Annotated in this window: 19 protein-coding genes; 18 read left to right on the top strand and 1 reads right to left on the bottom strand. The window is 66.2% G+C overall.

Going from position 1 to position 19,858, the window contains the following annotated elements; genetic code table 11:
- The 11 genes from AC6LJW_RS02455 (at nt 1) to AC6LJW_RS02405 (ending at nt 13,579) form a co-directional block, all read left to right on the top strand.
- On the top strand, nt 1-1,341 hold the full coding sequence (locus AC6LJW_RS02455; protein WP_056571481.1) for an extracellular solute-binding protein: 1,341 nt from the start codon (nt 1-3) through the stop codon (nt 1,339-1,341).
- Between the two features lie 209 nt (nt 1,342-1,550).
- On the top strand, nt 1,551-2,456 hold the full coding sequence (locus AC6LJW_RS02450; RefSeq protein WP_498086427.1) for a TrbG/VirB9 family P-type conjugative transfer protein: 906 nt from the start codon (nt 1,551-1,553) through the stop codon (nt 2,454-2,456).
- Nucleotides 2,453-4,078: a hypothetical protein gene (locus tag AC6LJW_RS02445; protein WP_498086426.1), complete on the top strand. Its 1,626-nt coding sequence runs from the start codon at nt 2,453-2,455 to the stop codon at nt 4,076-4,078. The genes AC6LJW_RS02450 and AC6LJW_RS02445 overlap by 4 nt, the downstream gene beginning before the upstream one ends.
- A 2-nt stretch (nt 4,079-4,080) precedes the next feature.
- Nucleotides 4,081-5,469 (top strand): hypothetical protein, encoded by a 1,389-nt coding sequence (locus tag AC6LJW_RS02440; protein ID WP_498086425.1) that lies wholly within the window; start codon nt 4,081-4,083, stop codon nt 5,467-5,469.
- 34 nt (nt 5,470-5,503) lie between these two features.
- Nucleotides 5,504-5,950: a hypothetical protein gene (locus AC6LJW_RS02435; RefSeq protein WP_498086424.1), complete on the top strand. Its 447-nt coding sequence runs from the start codon at nt 5,504-5,506 to the stop codon at nt 5,948-5,950.
- Complete coding sequence (locus tag AC6LJW_RS02430) at nt 5,947-7,749, top strand: ATPase, T2SS/T4P/T4SS family (protein ID WP_498086423.1); 1,803 nt, start codon at nt 5,947-5,949, stop codon at nt 7,747-7,749. Before AC6LJW_RS02435 ends, AC6LJW_RS02430 begins: the two co-directional genes overlap by 4 nt.
- A complete protein-coding gene (locus AC6LJW_RS02425; RefSeq protein ID WP_498086422.1) occupies nt 7,742-8,878 on the top strand; it encodes a hypothetical protein in 1,137 nt (378 codons plus the stop codon). Before AC6LJW_RS02430 ends, AC6LJW_RS02425 begins: the two co-directional genes overlap by 8 nt.
- Nucleotides 8,879-8,939: 61 nt before the next feature.
- Nucleotides 8,940-9,557 (top strand): type 4 pilus major pilin, encoded by a 618-nt coding sequence (locus AC6LJW_RS02420; RefSeq protein ID WP_156395326.1) that lies wholly within the window; start codon nt 8,940-8,942, stop codon nt 9,555-9,557.
- On the top strand, nt 9,554-10,606 hold the full coding sequence (locus tag AC6LJW_RS02415; RefSeq protein ID WP_498086421.1) for a prepilin: 1,053 nt from the start codon (nt 9,554-9,556) through the stop codon (nt 10,604-10,606). The genes AC6LJW_RS02420 and AC6LJW_RS02415 overlap by 4 nt, the downstream gene beginning before the upstream one ends.
- A 79-nt stretch (nt 10,607-10,685) precedes the next feature.
- Nucleotides 10,686-13,310 carry an alanine--tRNA ligase gene (gene alaS / locus AC6LJW_RS02410; protein WP_498086420.1) on the top strand — a complete coding sequence of 875 codons (2,625 nt, stop codon included), beginning with the start codon at nt 10,686-10,688 and terminating at the stop codon, nt 13,308-13,310.
- Complete coding sequence (locus tag AC6LJW_RS02405) at nt 13,310-13,579, top strand: sulfurtransferase TusA family protein (protein WP_056571465.1); 270 nt, start codon at nt 13,310-13,312, stop codon at nt 13,577-13,579. Before alaS ends, AC6LJW_RS02405 begins: the two co-directional genes overlap by 1 nt.
- Nucleotides 13,580-13,709: 130 nt before the next feature.
- On the opposite strand, the gene AC6LJW_RS02400 is transcribed toward AC6LJW_RS02405, so the two are convergent.
- On the bottom strand, nt 13,710-14,291 hold the full coding sequence (locus AC6LJW_RS02400) for a hypothetical protein (protein ID WP_498086419.1): 582 nt from the start codon (nt 14,289-14,291) through the stop codon (nt 13,710-13,712).
- Between the two features lie 492 nt (nt 14,292-14,783).
- Here AC6LJW_RS02400 and rpsP point away from each other — a divergent pair, with 492 nt between their 5' ends.
- From rpsP to AC6LJW_RS02365, 7 genes are all read left to right on the top strand, one after another.
- On the top strand, nt 14,784-15,044 hold the full coding sequence (gene rpsP / locus AC6LJW_RS02395) for a 30S ribosomal protein S16 (RefSeq protein WP_008165084.1): 261 nt from the start codon (nt 14,784-14,786) through the stop codon (nt 15,042-15,044).
- A gap of 127 nt (nt 15,045-15,171) precedes the next feature.
- Nucleotides 15,172-15,789 (top strand): ribosome maturation factor RimM, encoded by a 618-nt coding sequence (gene rimM / locus AC6LJW_RS02390; RefSeq protein WP_056571461.1) that lies wholly within the window; start codon nt 15,172-15,174, stop codon nt 15,787-15,789.
- Nucleotides 15,789-16,679 carry a tRNA (guanosine(37)-N1)-methyltransferase TrmD gene (trmD, locus tag AC6LJW_RS02385; protein ID WP_427985426.1) on the top strand — a complete coding sequence of 297 codons (891 nt, stop codon included), beginning with the start codon at nt 15,789-15,791 and terminating at the stop codon, nt 16,677-16,679. The genes rimM and trmD overlap by 1 nt, the downstream gene beginning before the upstream one ends.
- Nucleotides 16,680-16,794: 115 nt before the next feature.
- A complete protein-coding gene (locus AC6LJW_RS02380) occupies nt 16,795-17,466 on the top strand; it encodes a helix-turn-helix domain-containing protein (RefSeq protein WP_056571457.1) in 672 nt (223 codons plus the stop codon).
- A 96-nt stretch (nt 17,467-17,562) separates the two neighbouring features.
- Nucleotides 17,563-18,318 carry an ABC transporter substrate-binding protein gene (locus AC6LJW_RS02375; RefSeq protein WP_056571455.1) on the top strand — a complete coding sequence of 252 codons (756 nt, stop codon included), beginning with the start codon at nt 17,563-17,565 and terminating at the stop codon, nt 18,316-18,318.
- Nucleotides 18,319-18,463: 145 nt separating this feature from the next.
- Nucleotides 18,464-19,117: an amino acid ABC transporter permease gene (locus AC6LJW_RS02370; protein WP_056571453.1), complete on the top strand. Its 654-nt coding sequence runs from the start codon at nt 18,464-18,466 to the stop codon at nt 19,115-19,117.
- Nucleotides 19,114-19,845, top strand: a complete 732-nt coding sequence (locus AC6LJW_RS02365) for an amino acid ABC transporter ATP-binding protein (RefSeq protein WP_056571452.1) — start codon at nt 19,114-19,116, stop codon at nt 19,843-19,845. Before AC6LJW_RS02370 ends, AC6LJW_RS02365 begins: the two co-directional genes overlap by 4 nt.
- Nucleotides 19,846-19,858 lie beyond the last annotated feature (13 nt).

Below are 19,858 nucleotides of genomic sequence, written 5' to 3'. Positions count from 1 at the left end.
ATGAAGAAACTGCAATTGGCGGGCGTTGCCCGCGCGATGTTCGCCAGCCGGCGTGCATGGGTGTTTGGCGCCGCGATGGCGATGGCTGGCGTGGCAAACGCCGCGCCCGTCGAAATCCAGGTCTGGCACACGCTGACAGATGCAAACAAGGCCGAGTTTGAAAAGCTCGCCAAGCAATACAACAAGGAACAGGACGACGTCAAAGTGACGCTGCGCGGCTTTGCGTCGCCGAACGCCCTGGAGCAAGAGGCAGTGTCCGCGGTCAAGGCCAAGAAGGGCCCGAACCTGCTGCAACTGTCCGACAACCATTCCCCCGAAGTCGTGGCCCAGCACAAAGCCGTGCTGCCGCTCTACGAACTGCTGGCCAAGTATCCGATCAAGGACCTGAACTGGTTCGTGCCGGCCACCAGCAGCTTCACCCGCGACAGCAAGGGCCGCCTGCTGGCCTTCCCGTGGATGGCCGAAGTGCCGGTGATGTTCTACAACACCGCCGCCTACAAGAAGGCCGGTCTCGATCCCAACAAGCCCGCACGCACCTGGACCGCGCTGCAGGCCGAACTTCTGAAGCTGCGCGACGTGGCCGATATCGACTGCCCCTACGCGTCCAGCGACCAGGTCGCGGTCCACCTCGAGAACCTGGCTCCGATCAACAACCAGCTGTTCACCAGCAACAACAACGGCCTGGATGCGGTCACCAAGAAGTCCGCCGCGCCCGCCATGCAGTTCGACACGCTGTACATGCGCCACATCTCGCTGATGGTCAGCTGGAAGCGCTCGCTGCTGTTCACGGCATATTCCGGCGACAACGCCTCCGACAAGCTGTTCGCCAAGGGCGAATGCGCCGTGCTGACGGCCAATTCGGGTGCGTTCGGCCAGTTCCTCGCCACCAAGTCGCTGTCCTTCGGCGTCTCGCCGCTGCCTTACTACGAGCAAGCCACCAAGGAGGGCGGCAAGCCCTTCGTCAGCGGCTCGGCGCTGTGGGCCCTCGAAGGTCATCCTCAGGCCCAGGAAAAGGCCACCGCGCAGTTCCTGGCGTGGCTGTCCAAGCCGGTCGTCGCCGCCGAATGGCATCAGCGCACGGGTTACCTGCCGCTGACTGAAGCCGCCTTCCGCGCCTCCGACGTGTCGTTTTACAGCAAGATCCCGGGCGCGCAGGCTTTTGTTGCCTCGATGAGCGCCAAGCCCGTCCAGAACAGCCGTGGTTTCCGCATGGCCAACTACGAGCGCATCGAGCCTGTGCTGAACAAGGAACTCACCGATGCCTTCGATGGCAAGGTGCCGCCCGTTTCCGCGCTGAACAACGCCGCCGCGCAGGCGCGCACCATCGCCACGCAGCGCTGATCGCAGTCAATGGCGCCGCGCTCCCGCAGCGCCGCGCAGCAGGACAAAGCCTGGTCTTCGGACCGGGCTTTTTTGTTTTTTTGATTCGTTGCGCACAGGGTGGATGAATCCGTCCGTGCGTACATGCCAGTCTGGCGGCGCCACCGGCGCTCGGCCACCATGCCGTTCAAGCGTGTCGCTTCCGATGCGCGCTTTGTTCGCGGTGAGGCATGGTACGAATCTTCTTTCTGGCGGCCGGGCTGTCTTGCCTTGGCGCATGCACGTGGTCGGGGCCCGGCCCGGGCGCATCCTCCTGGCAGGCGGCCAACCCGCCTTCGCAAGGGTTCCGCTTCGACTGGCAGTTATCCGGCGATCCCGCCGTCGCGCCGCTGCAGGTCTTCGACGACGGGCGCGAGACCTGGCTGCAATTTCTGCCGGGCCAGCCGTTGCCGGCCATCTTTGGTGCAGGCGATGGCGGTGAACACGCGTTGCCGTACGTGCGGCGTGATCCTTATGTGGTGGTTGCCGGCGCATGGAAAGCGCTGAGCTTTCGGGGCGGCAGGCTGACCGCTCGGGCGCAGCGGGCGCATGTTGCGGGGGACAGTCCGGCGCAATTGGCTCAATCCGCCTCGCGCAAGGTGCAGACCTCGGCGGCTGCCGTGGACGCATCGGAACGTCCGCATGCGGATTCCACCGCACACACCAGGCTCGTCGCTGACACGGCGCCGCGTTCGGAAGCGGGCGCGCTGGCCGGCGCAGAAGCGCCGAGCCGTCATGCCGCGCCGTCCGCCACGCATGCGGGGGCCACATCCACCGACACGCACGTTGCCGCGCAGGCCGCCCCGTTCCGTGCCGCGCCGCCCGACGCCACGCTGCGCGCCGTGCTGGCACGCTGGGCCGACGCGGCCGGCTGGACGTTCCAACCTCAGCATTGGGCGGTGGACGTCGATATCCCGCTGGCCGCCACGGCCGAATTCTCCGGCGACTTCAAGGCGGCCGTGCGCGGCCTGCTCGGCGCCACCGAACTGGCCGACCGGCCCTTGCAACCGTGTTTCTACGGTAATCGCGTCCTGCGCGTCGTGCCGCTTGCGCAATCGTGCTCACGCGCGGCCACGCCTAAAGGAGCCGCAGCATGACATTCCGCCTGTTAGCTTGCGCCACGCGCTTCCCAACTTCCAGAACGCTTGCTTACGCTGCGCTCTCGTGCGCCATCGCTGGCTGCTCGGTGTCCGAGCAGGTCACGGACATGCGCCGCGCGGCCAGCGGCAGGCATGCCGACGCCGCTGCCCGCCATGAGGCCTTTGCCGATGGTTTGTCCGACCATCAGGCGCGCATCGCCGCGCAGGAAGTCTCCACGCCCTGGCTGGCCGGCAAGTCGCAGCCGCTCGCGCGCGAGGTCACGCTGCCCCCCGCTTTGCGTGAAAACGTCAAAACCACGCTCATGCTGGCTGACGACGCGGACCTTCCCACGCTGGCGCAGCGCCTGACCGCCGCCACCGGCATCGCCGTGCGGGTGCGCCCCGACGCGCTGCTTGCCCACGACCAATTCCTGCCGCGCCTGGCCGTCACCGGCGCGGTGGCCCTTGCCGCGCCGGCGCGCATCGAGGTGCGCGCGGATCCGCAACCGCTCGCCGATCTGCTCGACGCGCTGGCCGCGCGCTTTTCGGTGCACTGGCGCTACGAACACAATGCGCTCGAGTTCTACCGCACTGAAACACGCGTCTTCGATCTGCGCGCCCTGACGCTCGCCAGCAAGGTGGACGTGCGGCTTGGCCGCTCCGGCAGTGCGGAAGGCGAGGGCTTCGAAAGCACCTCCAACACGACGCTGTCCGCGGGCGAGCACAACACGCTGGCCATCCTGCGTGCAAACGTGCTGCCGTTCCTCACGCGATCCGGCGTCATTGCAGAGCCGGTGGAAGGCGCGGCTGCGCTGGTGGTCACCGATACGCCCGACGCCCTGGACCGGGTCGCGCGCTATCTGGAACGCGAGAACAAGGCGCTGACCCGCCGCGTTCGCCTGCTTTTCGAGGAAATCACCTTTATCGCCAACTCGGAGGCCGCGGGCGGCCTTGACTGGAATGCCCTTTATGCGGCGGCGGGCGCCACGGCGCGGCTGGCCGTGCCCGGTGTGCCGGCTACCGGCGCGGGGCTGCTTCAAGCCGCGTCGGGCGCGGGGCCATTCCAGGGATCGCAAGCCATCGTGTCCGCGCTCAGCGCCATGGGCGCGGTCGTGCGGCACAGCAAGATTCCGGTCCTGACTTTGAACCGCCGGCCGGTCTCGCACGCCGTCAGGACCACGTTCTCCTACATAGACCGCGTGCAAAGCACCGCCATGCCGGGCATGACCGCGACCGGGGCGAACGGTTCGCTGCCCGCGGTCTCCATCAGCCAGAAAGAAGAAACCGTGGGCTCGTTCCTCACCCTGGTGCCGGACATCCAGGAAGATGGGCAGATCCTGCTTTCCATCGCGTATGACAACGCCGTCGCGCAACCTCTGAAAACAATCACCTTCGGCGAAAGCGCCAATCAGGTCCAGGTGCAGCAGATCACGGTCGATGGCAGCGGCACCGTGCAGCAGATCGAGCTGCGGCCGGGGCAGCCCATGATCGTGGCGGGCTTTGACCGCACGCAGGACCAGCACGATCGCCAACGGCTGGCGTCTGGACTGCCGCTGCTGTCGGGGGGCCTGGATAGAGCCGCCACCGAACGCCACACGACGCTGATCCTCGTGACGGCCCAGGTCGAGGAAGGGTACTGATCGTGAACCGGGCCCCTCAACTCTTGCTGATCGAATGCCCCGGCGCCGATCGAACGCTGGCGATTGGCCTGCGCTGGTTTGCGCTTATTGGTTCCAACGTCCCCAAGCTCGCGCGGTCACGCGGTCGACGCCTGCGGGCCACGCATTACGTGGTGGGCGGATCACCCGCGATGGTCGCGGGCTATGGGCGCGCTCGCTCCGGAATCGGGCGCGGGCGGCTCACGCGCCGCGCCGGCGCATCGGCAGCGACGCCGCCGCAATCGGCCGCGCAATTGTTTGCCTTGCTGTACCCCGAGGGCGGCCACAGCCTTGTTCGCCTGCCGGACGGGCGCCATTGGCTTGTCGCCGCGCATGGCGGCGCGGTTCTGTCGCAGACCGACCGGGTATTCGGTTCGCTTGACGACGCGCTTCAGGAGCAGCGGGCGTTGCTCGCGCAGCGTCCCTCCTTGAAGGAACACGCTTCGGATCAAGTGTGGACGGCACTGGCGCAGGCCGTGGATGCCAGCGCCGCGCTGAATCCGCTGCCCTCGCGCTGGGCGGAGTTGCCCGCCGCACTGCGCCTCTTTCTGGCCTGCATCGGGTTTGCCGCCGTGGCGCCGTCGCTATGGAACGCCGGTGTCAGTGCGTTCTCGCGCAAACCTGCTGCGCCGCCGGCGACCGTTGCGGCTCGCGACCCGATGGCCGATGCCTACGAGGGAATGCTGCGCGCAACGACCGTCCATCCGCCAACAGCGCTGACGCGCCTGCTCGCCAGCGTGGCCGCGCTGCCGGTGCAGGTGCAAGGCTGGGCCTTGCGCCGCGCGCACTGCGATGCCGGACCGCAGCAATGGGACTGCGCGGCCGTGTATGCGCGGGTTCATCCGCTGGCCACCAACCACGGCCTGCACGCGTTGCTGCCAGCTGGTTGGCAGGTGTCGTTCAAGCCGCTCGAGGAAGCCACACTGGCGTGGCGCGTGGGGTCCGCCCCGATCCGGGTGGCCGACTTGACGTTGCCTTCGTCGCTGCACGTCGACACGCGAGTGGCGGGCGGACTGCAAGGGGTGCGCGCGGCATTCGCTTCCGTCGCGCTATCGCCGTCCGTGCCACTCATGCCGCACATGCCGCGTCAGGCTGCGGCCCAACTTGGAGCGGCCGGGCAAGCGGCGGCCGGTCAGTCGGCCGGGCACGCAACGGCGGTTCAGGCCAATCCCGTGGGGTTAAGCATGCCCGTCGTCCGGCGGCGCAGCCTGATCTTGCATGGGCCATTGCGCTCCATGGCGTTGATGCCGGGGCCGATATCCGCGGTCCGTTGGTCGCGCCTCGTGGTGAACGTGCAGTCGCAACCGCGGCCCAGTCTCGTCGCCAGTGCGCTTGTTGCCGAATTGCAGGGGGAACTTTATGAACAGGAATGAGTGTTGCATCCCGCGCCGGCACGCTGCCGCTCGAATGCTTGCCGGTATCGCACTGAGCGCCGCGGCGGTATCGGCAGGCCATGCCCAGCCCGCCGATCAGGCGTCCGCGCCGCAACCTTGGCCGGAGGTGGAGACCGTGCGCACGTTGTTGCGCGCGGATGCGGCCGCGGCCTTGTCCGACTGCCGGGTGCCGGGCCTTTGCACGGTTGGCGAAGGGAAGGGCGCCGCGATGCCGCCCGCCGGGCGCGCGGCGGACGACATCCGCGTGACCGCAATATTCGGCACGGCGCGCAGCTTGAACGTGGACATCGTGGTCAACGGCACGTTGCAGCGCTACCGGGCGGGCCGTGCCGATCCCGTGGCAGGCGGCGCCCTGGCCGCGCCGTATCGTCTGGTGGCCGTCGACGGCGCCTGCGTGCGCCTGCACCGCGAAGGCCGCGACCAGACCGCGTGCCTGGACGCCGGGGGCGCACACCCATGACAACGCAGCCCCTGCCCGTTGCGGGCACGCCCGCTCGCCCGCCCGAGCTGCATACCACCGAAGACATCGCGGGCATGGATCCGGCCTTCGTGCGCGCGCTGGGCCGTCAGTTCGATCTGGCTGCGCTGGCCGGACGCTTGTGCCCGGTCCTGCTCGAAGGCGGCCAGGCCGCGATCTTCGCCGTCAAGGAATACACCGTCGGCGACCAGATCGACGAGGTCGAACGCATGGTCAAGGCGGCCGGTTACCGCATGGCGCGCCCCGCGCGATATGTCGTTCCGGCGCCACTCCTGCTGATGATCGCGCGCGGCCAGTACACGGCGTCCGGCCCGGGGCGCACGGCCAGGGTCAACCCGGCCGAGCGCGCCTCGGCGCTGGCAGCGCTGTTTCTCGACATCGTCCGCTGGGGCGTGCTGCAGGGCGCCAGCGACGTCCACATCAACGTGGACCAGCGGCGCGACGCCGGCGACATCCGCTACACCATCCATGGAGAGTATGTCGGCTCGGATCGATTCGCCGGCCTGTCCAGCGCCACGTTGCTCGAAGTCCTGGCCGTGGCATGGATGGACGTGCGTGGCGGCAACGGCGCCGTGTTCGATCCGGCGCTCGAGCAGCAGGGACGTATTTCGCTGACGGTGGATGCCGCCCCAGTCGTGCTGCGCTGGGCCTCGCTGGCCGCGGACGCGGGGCCTTCCGTGTGCCTGCGGATCCTGCGGCTGGATGCAACCGTCAACGGCGACCTTCTGGCGTTGGGATACTTGCCCGGACAGGCCGAAACGCTATTGCGGGCGCGCGAGCGCGAGGGCGGGGCCATCGTGCTGGCGGGCGTGGTGGGCTCGGGCAAGTCCACCACCATCGCCACGCTGATGCGCGGCATCGCGCCCACGCGCAAGGTCATCACGCTTGAAGACCCGGTGGAATATCACATCGGCAACGCGCTGCAGAACACGTTGACGGGCGCGCTGGCGGACGCGGCGTGGCCCACGCTGGACGCCAAGCTCAAGACCATCAAGCGCTCGGCCATGAACGATCTGCTGATCGGCGAGATCCGCGACACGCAGACCGGCCGCGCGTTCATGGACCTCGCCAGTTCGGGCGTCAGTCTGTACGCCACCACGCACGCCGGATCGGCCGTGATGATTCCCGAGCGCCTGGCCTCCGACGCGATCGGCGTATCGCGCGAATTCCTCGCGTCGCCCGGCATCTTGAAGCTGCTCATCTATCAAACGCTATTGCCTCGCCTGTGTCCCGGCTGCGCGCTGCCCGTCGACAGCCTGTGGTCGGGCTTGCACGCGCGGCATGCGCATGCATGGGACTGGCGCGGCTGGGTTCGCGGCTTGCAGGAAGCGTTCGATCTGCACTCCGATTCGCTCAGGGTCAGAAACGAAGCCGGCTGTCCCGCATGCCGGCGCGATCACATGCCGGAACTCAACGGAACCGCGGGGCGCTGCGTCGCCGCTGAAATGATCGAGCCCGATCGCGTGCAGGGTTTTCTCGATCAAGTGCGGCAGCGCGACAACCACGGACTGAAGCAACAGTTCCAGCCTGCCACGGGTGGCGCTTGGCGAGAAGCCGCCACCCGCGGCGCGCGGGCGCTCGATTGCGCGCTATACCGCGCCCATCTCGGCGAAATCGATCCACGCACCCTGTTGCGCCGGTTCGAATTGCCTGTCGTGCCGAACATGAGCACGGCGCCGGCCCCGTCGTTGCAATCCCCGTCGTTGCAATCCCCGTCGTTGCAGGCCGCGTCGCCTGCGCAGACGGGCGCGGCCATGTCCGGTGGAGCGCACCATGGCTGAGCTCGCGCATCGCTTTTCGCGCGGGTCCCCACGGTCTGTTGGCGTGTACCGCTTGCGGCTGGACGCGCTGCGCTTTCGCTCGCTGCGCGCGGATTACTACGAATACCTGGCGGATGTCGTCGAAGGCACGCAAGGGCGAAAGAGCCTGCGCGACATCTTCGAGGACGACGCCAGCCGGTACGGGCCGGACACGGTTCGCGGACGCCTCTGCCAGCACTGGGCCGCCGCGTATCTGGGCGCGGGTGGAGATCTGGGAGTCGCCTGGTCCGACACGCTGCCGCACAACGAATGCCTGCTGCTCAGTTGCGTTCAGGAAGAGGGCGGCGACCTGGCCGCGGCGTTGCGCGATCTGGCGCGCGCCGTCAGGTTGGCGTCCGAGGCCTGGGCGGCGTTGCTGTCGGCGGCCGCCACGGGTGTCATTGCCGCCATTGTGGCCTTCGCGTTGCTGTGCGCCATCCCGTTTTTCAGCGTGCCACGGTTGCAGCAGGTATTCCAGGCCGTGCCTGCCGAAGACTACGCGCCGCTCACGCGCGGGTTGTTTACGTTGGCAGGCGGCCTGAAGCAGTGGCTTGCGCTGTGGGTCGTCCTGATATTCGGCGCGGTCTTGCTCGCCCTCTGGTCGCTGGCGCACTTCACGGGCGATCTTCGCGCCGTGCTGGATCGCTGGCTGCTCTGGCGGCTGTACCGCGATTTCCAGGCCATCCGCTTTCTGTCGTTGCTGGCCGTGCTCATCAGGCAGCACGGCGCGGCCGACACGCGCTTGCGCCGTGCGCTGTCCGTGCAGGCGCGCGACGCCTCGCCGTGGCTGCTCTCGCACCTGCAGGCCATGTTGGGCCGTATCGACGGGGGCGCCAGCGGCGCGGAAATCTTTGGCACCGGACTGCTGGATTCCCAGACGTGGTGGTACATGGCGGACCTGATGGACGCGCTCGGGGTCGAGCCCGGCCTGGCGCGCGTGCGCCAGCGCGTCGAGGTCCGCCTGCTGGCGCGTGTGCGGCGCCAGGCGCTCGTGCTGCGCTGGTCCTTGCTGATCGTGTCCTTGTCCACGGTGCTGGGCATCACGCTGTGGCATTACGCAGTGATAGACGAGCTACGCCAGGCGCTGACCAATTTCTATGCCAGCCAGTAGTGGACCGCGGGTTGGCGGCAACGGCGCGGTTCGCCGCGCACTTTAATCAATGAGGATATTCATGAAAGCAGTCAGTCTGTCTCGATCCTTTGGTGGGACTCAGCGCGGGTTTTCGTTGATGGAAGTCTCCATCGTCACAGCCATCGTGCTGCTCATCGCCATCGTCGGCATCCCCGCCATCGGCGGTTACGTCATCGAAAACAAGGTGCCCAAGGTCGGCGAAGAACTGCAGCGGTTCATCGCCAGCATGAAGATCAACGCGCAAGGCGGCGGCGTAACGCCCTACACGGGGCTGGACACCGGCGCCCTGGCCAATGCGCTGCGCGACTCCTCGGTGCTCTCGGTGCAGGGCACTGGCGCCGCGGCAAGCGTGGCCCACGGGCTGGGCGGCTCCGGCACCGGCGGCAGCGGCGTGGTCCAGGTCGAACCCGCATCCGTCGACGGTGCGGGCATGGGCTCCGCATTCACGCTTACCCTCACCAGTGTCAGCCACGCAGCCTGCCCGGCGCTCGCGTCAGTCCTGCAGCGGGTGTCGGAAATTATCTCCATCAGCGGCAGCAGCGGCGCCAAAGTCGTCAAGGATTCGATCACGAACCCCGCGACCCCGTACCGCGCGGCACAGGCCCAGGCGCAGTGCACCCAGGGCGATGTGAACACTTTCGTTTTCACCGCACGATGAGCGCCCCCCGCAGCGGCCGGCGCGCAGCGGGACGGCGGCAGGCGGGCTTTTCGCTCGCCGGGATGGCCCTGGCGCTCGCCATCACCACCGCCGTTGCCATCTGGGCGTCCAACGAAGTCGTTCGCGGCATCGAGGCCTCGGCTGCCCGCTCCACGGGCGTGTGGATGACGCAGATCCGGCTGGCGTTGATGGATGTGCTGTCGCGGCATTCCGAAGCCCTGTCCCAGGGAGATCCGCCCGCGGCCAGCGACGGCCAGCCGCTCTTTGCCGACGCCCTCCACCCCACGCTGTCCGAACTGCGCGCCCAGGGCCATCTGCCCGCTGACTTTCCCGACCAGTCGGCCCTCGGCTTCGGCGCGGACATCCGCATCCTGCGCAGCCCGGCCTGTCCCGACGAACCCTGCCGGGTCGACGGCATCGTCTACGCTGACCAACCGCTGCTGAAAAAAGGGACGCAATTACCGGACGAAGTCTCCATGGCGTCCGTCATCACTGCCGCAGCCGGCTACGGCGGGGCCGTGTGGCCGCAGGCGCCATCCCAGTTGCGCGGCGCGGCGTTCGGCTTTCCCAATCCCGTGGCCGCCGAGGCGCCAACGTACGCGCCCGGCACGCTTGCGCTGTGGGCGGGCGCCGGCGCGGGGCTGCCTGACCTGACCGGCTACGTCAAAATGCGCGACACCCGCAATCCCGATTTGCAAGGCGGCCTGTCGGTGGCAGGCAACGTCGAAGCGGGCGGCTACATCGACGTGGGCGCCCGGGAAATCCCCGGCCATGCCTGCGGGGCGCAGCCGGGCGCGCTCGCCAAATCCGCCGCCGGCCAGTTGCTGTCGTGCGAATCCGGCGTCTGGATGCAGGCGAGCGGCGGCTTCGGCGGCGCCTTCAGCGTGAACTACCCGCTTGGCTGCTTCCATTACACCGGCATCTCCACCGCCAACCCCCGCACGGGCCAGTGCGCCTGCCCAGTGGGCTATGAAAGCGTGGTCGTGTCCTCCGGCGGCGTCTGGAAGGGAACCGAGGGCTGGACCATCGGTTATGTCTGTGTGCGGTGACCACTGTCCTGCCCGTTACCGCGTATTTCCGCCAACCCTCTATAATTGGCGATTCGCCCTAAATTCTGCTTCATCCACGATGAAATCCTCCGAGATTCGCCAGCAGTTCCTGCAATTCTTCAAGTCCAAGGGACACACCATTGTTCCCTCGTCGTCGCTCGTCCCGGGCAACGACCCGACCCTGCTCTTCACCAATTCGGGCATGGTCCAGTTCAAGGACGTCTTCACGGGCAAGGAATCGCGGTCGTACACGCGTGCCACCTCGTCGCAGCGCAGCGTGCGCGCCGGGGGCAAGCACAACGACCTGGAGAACGTGGGCTACACCGCCCGCCACCACACGTTCTTCGAAATGCTGGGCAATTTCAGCTTTGGCGACTACTTCAAGCGCGACGCCATCCAGTACGCCTGGGAGCTGCTGACACAGGTCTACAAGCTGCCGGCGGAAAAGCTCTGGGTGACGGTCTACCAGGAAGACGACGAAGCCTACGACATCTGGGCCAAGGAAGTGGGCGTGCCGGCCGAGCGCATCATCCGCATCGGCGACAACAAGGGCGCGCGCTATGCGTCCGACAACTTCTGGCAGATGGCCGATACCGGCCCCTGCGGTCCGTGCTCCGAAATCTTCTTTGACCACGGTCCCGAGATCTGGGGCGGCCCGCCGGGATCCCCCGAAGAAGACGGCGACCGCTACATCGAAATCTGGAACCTGGTGTTCATGCAGTTCGAACGCGACGCCGAAGGCAACATGCCGCGCCTGCCGCGTCCCTGTGTCGATACCGGCATGGGTCTGGAACGCATCGCCGCCGTCCTGCAGGGCGTGCATTCCAACTACGAAATCGATGTCTTCCAGCACCTGATCGCCGCTGCCGCGCGCGAAACCGGCATCAAGGACCTGGAAGACAACTCGCTCAAGGTCATCGCCGACCACATCCGCGCCTGCTCGTTCCTCATTGTCGACGGCGTGATTCCCAGCAACGAAGGCCGCGGCTACGTGCTGCGCCGCATCGTGCGCCGCGCGCTGCGTCATGGCTACAAGCTGGGCCAGACCAAGCCGTTCTTCCATCGCCTGGTGCCGGATCTCGTCGCCGAAATGGGCGAGGCCTATCCGGAACTGGCCGCCGTTGCCGACCGCGTGGCCCAGGTCCTCAAGCAGGAAGAAGAGCGCTTCGGCGAAACCCTCGAACATGGCATGCGTATTCTGGACACCGCCTTGGCCAATGTGCCCAAGGGCGGCGTGCTGGACGGCACCACGCTGTTCACCCTGTACGACACCTACGGCTTCCCGGTCGACCTCACGGCCGACATCTGCCGCGAACGCGAAGTCGAAGTCGACATGGCCGGCTACGACGTCGCCATGGAGCGCCAACGCGACCAGGCCCGCGGCGCCGGCAAGTTCAAGATGGCCGAAGGCCTGAGCTACGAAGGCGCCGAAACGCGCTTCGAAGGCTACGAAAAGCTTGAGCTGGACAACGTCAAGGTCACGGCCCTGTACGTGGACGGCACGCAAGTGCAGGAAGTCAAAGCCGGCCAGAGCGCCGTCGTCGTGCTGGACGCCACCCCGTTCTATGCGGAGTCGGGCGGTCAGGTGGGCGACACCGGCCTGCTCGAAGCCGATGGCGTGCGTTTCGCCGTCGCTGACACCCTCAAGATCCAGTCCGGCGTGTTCGGCCATCACGGCACGCTGGAATCCGGCTCGCTGGCCGTCGGCGACACGCTGCTGGCCCGCGTGGACGCCGTCCGCCGCGCCCGCACGGTGCGCAACCACTCGGCCACCCACCTGATGCACAAGGCGCTGCGCCAAGTGCTGGGCGCGCACGTTCAGCAGCGCGGCTCGCTGGTTGATCCCGACAAGACCCGTTTCGACTTCGCGCAGGATGCGCCGCTGACGGCAGAGCAGATCGCCCGCGTAGAAGCCATCGTCAACGCCGAAGTCCTGGCCAACCATCCCACCGTCGCCCAGGTCATGGGCTACGACGATGCGGTCAAGGGCGGCGCCATGGCGCTGTTCGGCGAAAAATACGGCGATACCGTGCGCGTGCTCGACATCGGTTTCTCGCGCGAACTCTGCGGCGGCACGCACGTCACCCGCACCGGCGACATCGGTCTGTTCAAGATCGTGTCCGAAAGCGGCGTGGCCGCAGGCGTGCGCCGCATTGAAGCCATCACTGGCGACAACGCGCTGGCCTGGGTGCAGAACCAGAACGCCTTGCTGACCCAGGTCGCCGGCATGCTGCGCAGCACGCCCGCCGATCTGCCGGCGCGCATCGCGCAGGTGCAGGACCAGGTCAAGGCGCTCGAAAAGGAACTTGAGCAGTCGCGCAACAAGCTTGCGGCCAGCGCCGGCAATGACCTGGCTTCCAGCGCCGCGGTCGACGTCAAGGGCATCAAGGTTCTTGCGGCCAGCATTGGCGACGTTGATCCCAAGGCGCTGCGCGGCATGGTCGACAACCTGAAGGACCGCCTGAAGCCTGCCGTCGTGCTGCTGGCTACCGGCTCCGCCGATGGCAAGATCAGCGTGGTCGGTGGCGTCACCGCCGACCTGACCGACCGCATCAAGGCCGGCGATCTGGTGGGCTTTGTCGCCAGTCAGGTGGGCGGCAAGGGCGGTGGCCGTCCTGATATGGCCATGGGCGGCGGCACGGATATCGCCGCGTTGCCCGCGGCCATTGCAGGCGTGCAGAAGTGGGTGGACGAGCGCCTCTGATGAGCGATGCCGATTCCCGTCTTGATGCCGGCGCCGAGGCGCCGGTGTTCGACCAAGACGTCGATGCCAGCGGCCTGACGTGTCCTTTGCCCATCCTGCGGGCCAAGAAGGCGCTTGCGCAGATGGAAAGCGGGCAGGTGGTGCGTGTCATCACCACCGACCGCAATGCGATCCGCGATTTTCAGGCGTTTGCGCGCCAGACCGGCAATGCGCTCGTCGCGCAGCAAGAGGCCGACGGACGCTGCGTGCATTTTCTGCGCCGGCGCTAGCCCGCCCGGCAATCGCCCCATGCAGTAGGCCCGCTCAACGAGCCCGCTGAATAGGCGAATAAGTCCGCTCAATGGATCGCTCAAAAGGCCCGCTCATGCAGCGGGCCTTTTTCTTGGCGTGCCGTTGCGCCTAACGGTGGATGGCCGCGGCGACGGCCTGCGTGATCGTGAAGTCCACCAGATCGCCTTCCTTCAATTGTTGAAGCTTCTGGCGCAGGGCCGGATCCCTGACCTGGATGGTGCGCCTGCCGCCCTGGGGACCCTTGAGGATCACCAGGTTCGCGCTCCGGTTGATGTGCCAGATCTCGGCCGTGATCGTGGTCTGGCGGCCAACCGCGCCGCCCGGCATCGCACCCTTGGCCGACCGGGTCGCGGCGGTCTCGGTGACGACTTCAGGCGCGCCGGAGCCTGCGGGGCGCACGTCCACCGCCACCGACTCGTAGTAGTCCAGCGTCAACGTGTCGCCGGGCTTGATCTGATTGAAATTGCGGATGTCCGGTCCGGCCACGATCTCCACGGTATTGCCGTCGGCGCCGCGCAGTGTGATGGTCCGGTTGGCCTGATCAACCGCTGCCACCTGCCCGGAGGCCGTTGTCAGCGCCGCGCCAATGACCCGCGCGGGCGCGTCCGTGGGCAAGGCCAGCGCGCCCGTTAGCAATCCAGCTACAGCCAGGCGCGCAACGGGTGCGAAGACTGATTTTTGGTTCTTCATGGTGTGCACACTCCAGTTAAAGGACTTTTTGTGGGGAAAAAGCGGAGTCAGGCAGGGGCGTGGCAACGCCGCCCGGATCTTCGGGGCGCTCGCGGCAAAGGCGGGGTATCAGGGAAAGGCTGTCGCTTCCAAGCGGCCAGCAAGGCCAGGGCGTAGAGTTTTGCGCGGGTCGACATGAAATCCGATCTCTCCAATCAGATTGCTCTTCAGACGCACCAACTGCTCAAACGCATGACAACGGGGCAGGCTGCAGGCCAGGTCACTTGCACCCGCACCCGCCTGACGACGGACAGGGGGACGACAACACGACGTCCGGGCCTCCTGCAGATCGAGCCGCAGCAGGGCTGGGCTCGTGCTTGTAGAATACCCGGATGTGGTGTTTTGGGATACAAATCGCACCGCATCACAGATTCTTCGGCACTCGCATTTGCCAGCAGGCTCCTTTCAGTGCTAGAATTTCCCGTTTTTCACAACTAATTCAAGGGATTACCTATGGTGGTGATTCGCCTGGCCCGCGGTGGGTCCAAGAAGCGTCCGTTCTACAACCTGGTGGCCACCGATTCGCGTAACCGTCGCGACGGCCGTTTTATCGAGCGCGTGGGTTTTTACAACCCCGTGGCTAGCGAAGGCACGGAAAACCTGCGCATTGCGCTGGATCGCGTGCAGTACTGGACCGGCACCGGCGCGCAACTGTCGCCCGCCGTCGAGCGTCTGGTCAAGGAATACTCGGCCAAGGTTTCCGCCGCGGCCTAATTGCCCGCGACGCACATCCTTAGTTGAATTCTGAAGCAGCTGGTTTTTCGACGTTGAAAGCCTCGCGCTTGAAAGCGGACATTCCTAGCTGCTTCATCGCTTCCAAGCCTGATAAAGAGCACGATAAATGCCTGATGCCGCAACCTCCAACGCGGCGCCTACGGATTTGGTCGAGCTGGGCCGCATTACTGCAGCCTACGGTGTGAAAGGCTGGGTTAAAGTGCAGCCGCATTCGGCCAACGCCGAAGTGCTGCTCTCAGCGTCTCAATGGTGGTTGACTCGCCCTGTGCCTGAATTGGCGCGGGGCGCTGTCGCGTCTGCGCCTGTCGCATTCAAGATCTTGCAATCCCGTTCGCAGGGAGCCACCGTGGTGGCGCAACTGCAGGGCATTACGGATCGCGATCAGGCCGAAGCGTTGCGCGGACATACCGTGCAAGCGCCGCGTGGATCATTCCCCGCGCCCGAGGAAGACGAATACTACTGGGTCGATCTCATTGGTTGCGCGCTGTATTCCAGCGCCAACGGCGAATCCGCGCGAATTGGCGTGGTCAGCGAGGTCCTTGATAACGGTGCTCACGCCGTGTTGAAGGTCCTGCTGCAGAAGGGCGAGGGCGAAAGCCCCGAGCCCGTCCTGGACGCCAAGGGCCGACCCGCCGAAATGCTTGTTCCGTTCGTACGCGCGCACATCCACGCCGTTGATCTGGCTGCCCGCCGCATCGACAGCGATTGGCCCGCGGATTTTTGATGCGTATCGACGTCGTTACGCTATTTCCCGAAATGTTCGGGGTGGTGCGCGACCTCGGCGTCACCGGCCGGGCCCATGCCCAGGGCCGGTGGCAGCTTCATGCCTGGAATCCGCGCGATTTCACGCATGACGTACACCGTACCGTGGACGACCGCCCCTATGGCGGCGGCCCCGGCATGGTGATGATGCCGGGTCCCTTGGAAGCCGCCGTAAATGCCGCCCAGCAGGCGCGCGCCGGACAGGGCCTGGGTCCTGCCCCGGTGGCGCTGCTTGCGCCGGTCGGCCGGCGCTATGACCAGGCCGGCGCCGAAGCGTTGGCCGCCAGCGATGGCCTCATCCTCATTTGCGGCCGTTACGAAGGCGTGGACCAGCGCTTCATTGATCGCTGCGTCACGCAAGAAATCTCGCTGGGCGACTTCGTGCTCTCCGGAGGTGAAATCGCGGCGCTGGCCGTGATCGATGCCGCCGTGCGTTTATTGCCCGGCGTGCTCAACGACGGGGATTCCGCCCTGCAGGATTCCTTCAATGACACGTTGTCCGGCCTGCTGGACAGCCCGCACTACACACGCCCGGAAGTCTATGACGGCGAAGCGGTGCCGGCGCCCCTGCTGAGCGGGCATCACGCCAATATCGCCCGCTGGCGGCGCGAACGTTCGCTCGCGTTGACCGCCGCACGCCGGCCCGAGCTCATCGAATCGGCGCGCGCAAAAGGCTGGCTGAGCAAGCTGGATGAACGCTATCTGGCCGAGTTGGCCGGCACGCCGTTGCCTGCGGAGCAGGGTGCGAGACGCCGCCGGCCGCGCAAACCCGCCGTCGATGCCGCGCCCACGGGGCAGACCCAGCCCAATCCCAAACCCGATCCCAACCGCGATCCGTCCGACGCTTCCTGACCGACGCGCCGGCCCGAAACGCCCGTAAACGCCCACTACGCTAGGGAAGTCCCTGGATTGTGGGCGTTTTTGCGGCTCCTTAGTATTGAAAATTACATGCACATGAAATTTTCATATGACCCGCTCCGCCGCCGTTCGCCGTGCCCGTGCAGCGCCCGCGTCCCCCGCTCATGCGGAACGACCGGAGTCGGCCGTCGATCTTTGGCTGGGTCAGCAGTTGCGTCAGTTGCGCAAGCAGCAGGGCCGGTCGCTCGCTGACGTCGCGCGGGCCTGCGGCATGTCGCTGGGGCTGCTAAGCCAGATCGAAAGAGGGCTGAGTTCGGCGTCCATCAAAGTCCTTCATCTCCTGGCGCGCGAGTTTCGCGTGTCGGTCAATTCGCTGTTGCGCAACGCCGAGCATACCGGCGGCGAGGAAGACGGGCGCGTGGCCCGCGCAGGCACGCACCGCCACATCGACCTGAAGGAAAAAGGCATCAGCAAAGAGATGTTCACGCCCGCGGCATGCCGCAGCATGGACCTGTGCCGCGCGTCCATTGCGCCCGGCGGATCGACCGGCAACGAACTGTTCGTAACGGGGCAGGGCGAGCAGATCGGCCTGGTGCTCAAGGGCGTGCTCGAGCTTTGGGTGGGCGACCGCGTCATCCGCCTGCAAGCTGGCGACAGCTTTTGCTACGCCAGCAGCACGCCGCGCCGCTGGTGCAATCCGGGGACCCAGACGACCGAAGTCATCTGGGCCATATCCAACATCACTCACGCCGCGGAGGACGACACGCCACAAGCGCCCTGAGCGCGCAGCACCCAAGCGGCGGAACGCGCGGGGAGCGTGCCGCCACCGGGCGCGCCACGCGCGGCCCGGCCTTCTTTGCCACGATGAGGATATGTCATGAAATTCAAGACTCTTGTTGTCTCTGTATTCGCAGCATTGTCCATGGCGGCGGGCGCCCAAGCCCAGACGGTGTTGAAGGTGGGGTCCACGCCCACCGGCAGCCCGTTCACGTTTCTCGATACCAAAACCAACAGCATCGAGGGCGTGATGGTAGACATCGTGAAAGCGGTGGGCAAGGAGGCCGGATTCTCGGTGCAGATCGAGCCCATGGCGTTTTCCGCGCTGATCGGCTCGCTGACGTCCAAGCGCATCGACATCGTGTCGGCGGCGATGTTCATCACGCCCCAGCGCCAGCAGGTGGTGAGCTTTTCCGAGCCCGTCTATCGCTACGGCGAGGGCCTGATGGTGCTCAAGACCGACAACAAGGAATATAAGTCGTTCGCCGACATGAAGGGCATGACCGTCGGCGTGCAAGTCGGCACCGCCTTTGTCGAGCCGATCCAGAAGAGCGGTGTCTTCAAGGAAGTGAAGCTTTACGACAACCCGCCCGACATGATGCGCGACGCCAACGCAGGCCGGATCCAGGGCGGCTTCATGGACTATCCCATCGCCGCGTATGTCCTGTCGCAGGGCAACTATCCCAACCTGAAAATGGCGCAGTCATATCAGCCGACGATCATGGGCAGCCTTGGGCTGGCCACGCGCAAGGACGACACCGAGCTGCTTGACCGCATCAACAAGGCGCTGGCCAAGCTGAAGGCCGATGGCGCCATCGACGCGATCCTGAAGAAGTGGGGCCTGGGCGGCGCCTGATGCCAGCCGGGCAATCTGAGCTCAAGCATTGGCGACATCCCGCTGGCGCCTTCACGCGCGCCGGCGGACGCAGCCCATCCGCAGCGCTTCTCGGGCTGTATCCCAAGCTGTCATCGCGGGCGGTCTTCTCGAGGTAGGTGGACTCATGACGGAATTCTTGAAAGACGCGGCAGAATTCATGCCGATCCTGCTGGAGGGCGCCAAGCTCACCATCCTGGTGACGCTGGGCTCGCTCGCGCTGTCGACGGTGCTGGGCCTGGTGTGGGCGTTGATGCGGGTGTCGGGCAACAAGTACTTGTCGGGGTTCAGCGCGGGTCTGGTCAATCTGCTGCGCGGCATTCCGATCATCGTGCTGCTCTTCTACATCTACTTCGTGATGCCGGACATGGGCGTGTCGCTGAGTGCGGTGCACGCGGCCATCATCGGCCTGGGCATCGCGTATTCGGCCTATCAGGCAGAGAACTTCCGCGCCGGCATCCAGGCGATTGATCGCGGGCAGATCGAGGCCGCGATGGCCATGGGCATGGGCTGGGGCCTGACGATGCGGCGCGTGGTGCTGCCGCAGGCCGTGAAGATCGTTCTTCCGCCGTACGGCAACATCATGATCATGATGCTGAAGGACTCGTCGCAGGCCTCGACCATCACCGTCGCAGAGCTTGCTCTGCAGGGCAAGCTCATCGCCGTATCCACGTTCAAGAACGCCACGGTGTTCACGCTGGTGGCGCTGATGTACCTGGTGATGTGCGTGCCGCTCATCCTGCTGGTGCGGCATCTGGAAAAACGGAGCGCAACCAAATGATCAGCCTGCAAGGCGTGAGGAAGAGCTTTGGCCCGCTCGAGGTCTTGAAGGGCATCGACGCCGAGGTCGAGCAGGGTGAGGTCGTGTGCGTCGTGGGCCCGTCCGGCTCGGGCAAGTCGACCATCCTGCGCTGCATCAACGGACTGGAGCGCTACAACGCTGGCCGCATCACCGTGGACGGCGAGCTCGTGGATTGCGATGCGCCCTCCATCGTGTCGATTCGCACGCAGGTGGCGATGGTGTTCCAGCGCTTCAACCTGTTTCCGCACCGCACGGCGCTGGAAAACGTGATCGAAGGTCCTATCTTCGTCAAGAAGGAACCGCGCGCTCAGGCGGTGGAGCGCGGCCGCGAATTGCTGGCCAGCGTGGGGCTGGCGGACAAGGAGCACGCGCATCCGAACCAATTGTCGGGTGGCCAGCAGCAGCGCGTGGCCATCGCGCGCGCGTTGGCGATGAGACCGAAGGCGATCCTGTTTGACGAGCCCACCTCGGCGCTCGATCCGGAGCTGGTCGGCGACGTGCTGGGCGTCATGCGCAAGCTGGCCGAAGCCGGCATGACGATGGTCGTCGTCACGCACGAAATGAGCTTTGCACGCGAGGTCGCCGACCGCGTCATGTTCTTCGATGGCGGTGTCATGGTGGAGCAGGGCGCTGCCCGCGAAGTCCTGAATCATCCGCAGCATCCGCGCACGCAGGACTTCCTGCGGCGCGTGTTGCATCCCATGTAAGGAAGGAAGCCCC

The sequence above is a fragment of the Achromobacter sp. 1012554356 genome, assembly GCF_059760815.1.
This window is presented reverse-complemented; position numbering and strand designations above follow the sequence as displayed.

Bases quoted from the DNA above. Each gene is read 5' to 3' on its own strand.
- AC6LJW_RS02425 (WP_498086422.1), top strand. From the start codon at position 7,742: ATGGCTGAGCTCGCGCATCGCTTTTCGCGCGGGTCCCCACGGTCTGTT.
- rpsP (WP_008165084.1), top strand. From the start codon at position 14,784: ATGGTGGTGATTCGCCTGGCCCGCGGTGGGTCCAAGAAGCGTCCGTTC.
- AC6LJW_RS02370 (WP_056571453.1), top strand. From the start codon at position 18,464: ATGACGGAATTCTTGAAAGACGCGGCAGAATTCATGCCGATCCTGCTG.
- AC6LJW_RS02420 (WP_156395326.1), top strand. From the start codon at position 8,940: ATGAAAGCAGTCAGTCTGTCTCGATCCTTTGGTGGGACTCAGCGCGGG.
- AC6LJW_RS02365 (WP_056571452.1), top strand. From the start codon at position 19,114: ATGATCAGCCTGCAAGGCGTGAGGAAGAGCTTTGGCCCGCTCGAGGTC.
- AC6LJW_RS02400 (WP_498086419.1), bottom strand. From the start codon at position 14,291: ATGAAGAACCAAAAATCAGTCTTCGCACCCGTTGCGCGCCTGGCTGTA.
- AC6LJW_RS02455 (WP_056571481.1), top strand. From the start codon at position 1: ATGAAGAAACTGCAATTGGCGGGCGTTGCCCGCGCGATGTTCGCCAGC.
- AC6LJW_RS02415 (WP_498086421.1), top strand. From the start codon at position 9,554: ATGAGCGCCCCCCGCAGCGGCCGGCGCGCAGCGGGACGGCGGCAGGCG.
- AC6LJW_RS02435 (WP_498086424.1), top strand. From the start codon at position 5,504: ATGCTTGCCGGTATCGCACTGAGCGCCGCGGCGGTATCGGCAGGCCAT.
- AC6LJW_RS02380 (WP_056571457.1), top strand. From the start codon at position 16,795: ATGACCCGCTCCGCCGCCGTTCGCCGTGCCCGTGCAGCGCCCGCGTCC.
- AC6LJW_RS02375 (WP_056571455.1), top strand. From the start codon at position 17,563: ATGAAATTCAAGACTCTTGTTGTCTCTGTATTCGCAGCATTGTCCATG.
- AC6LJW_RS02430 (WP_498086423.1), top strand. From the start codon at position 5,947: ATGACAACGCAGCCCCTGCCCGTTGCGGGCACGCCCGCTCGCCCGCCC.
- AC6LJW_RS02445 (WP_498086426.1), top strand. From the start codon at position 2,453: ATGACATTCCGCCTGTTAGCTTGCGCCACGCGCTTCCCAACTTCCAGA.
- AC6LJW_RS02405 (WP_056571465.1), top strand. From the start codon at position 13,310: ATGAGCGATGCCGATTCCCGTCTTGATGCCGGCGCCGAGGCGCCGGTG.
- trmD (WP_427985426.1), top strand. From the start codon at position 15,789: ATGCGTATCGACGTCGTTACGCTATTTCCCGAAATGTTCGGGGTGGTG.
- alaS (WP_498086420.1), top strand. From the start codon at position 10,686: ATGAAATCCTCCGAGATTCGCCAGCAGTTCCTGCAATTCTTCAAGTCC.
- rimM (WP_056571461.1), top strand. From the start codon at position 15,172: ATGCCTGATGCCGCAACCTCCAACGCGGCGCCTACGGATTTGGTCGAG.
- AC6LJW_RS02450 (WP_498086427.1), top strand. From the start codon at position 1,551: ATGGTACGAATCTTCTTTCTGGCGGCCGGGCTGTCTTGCCTTGGCGCA.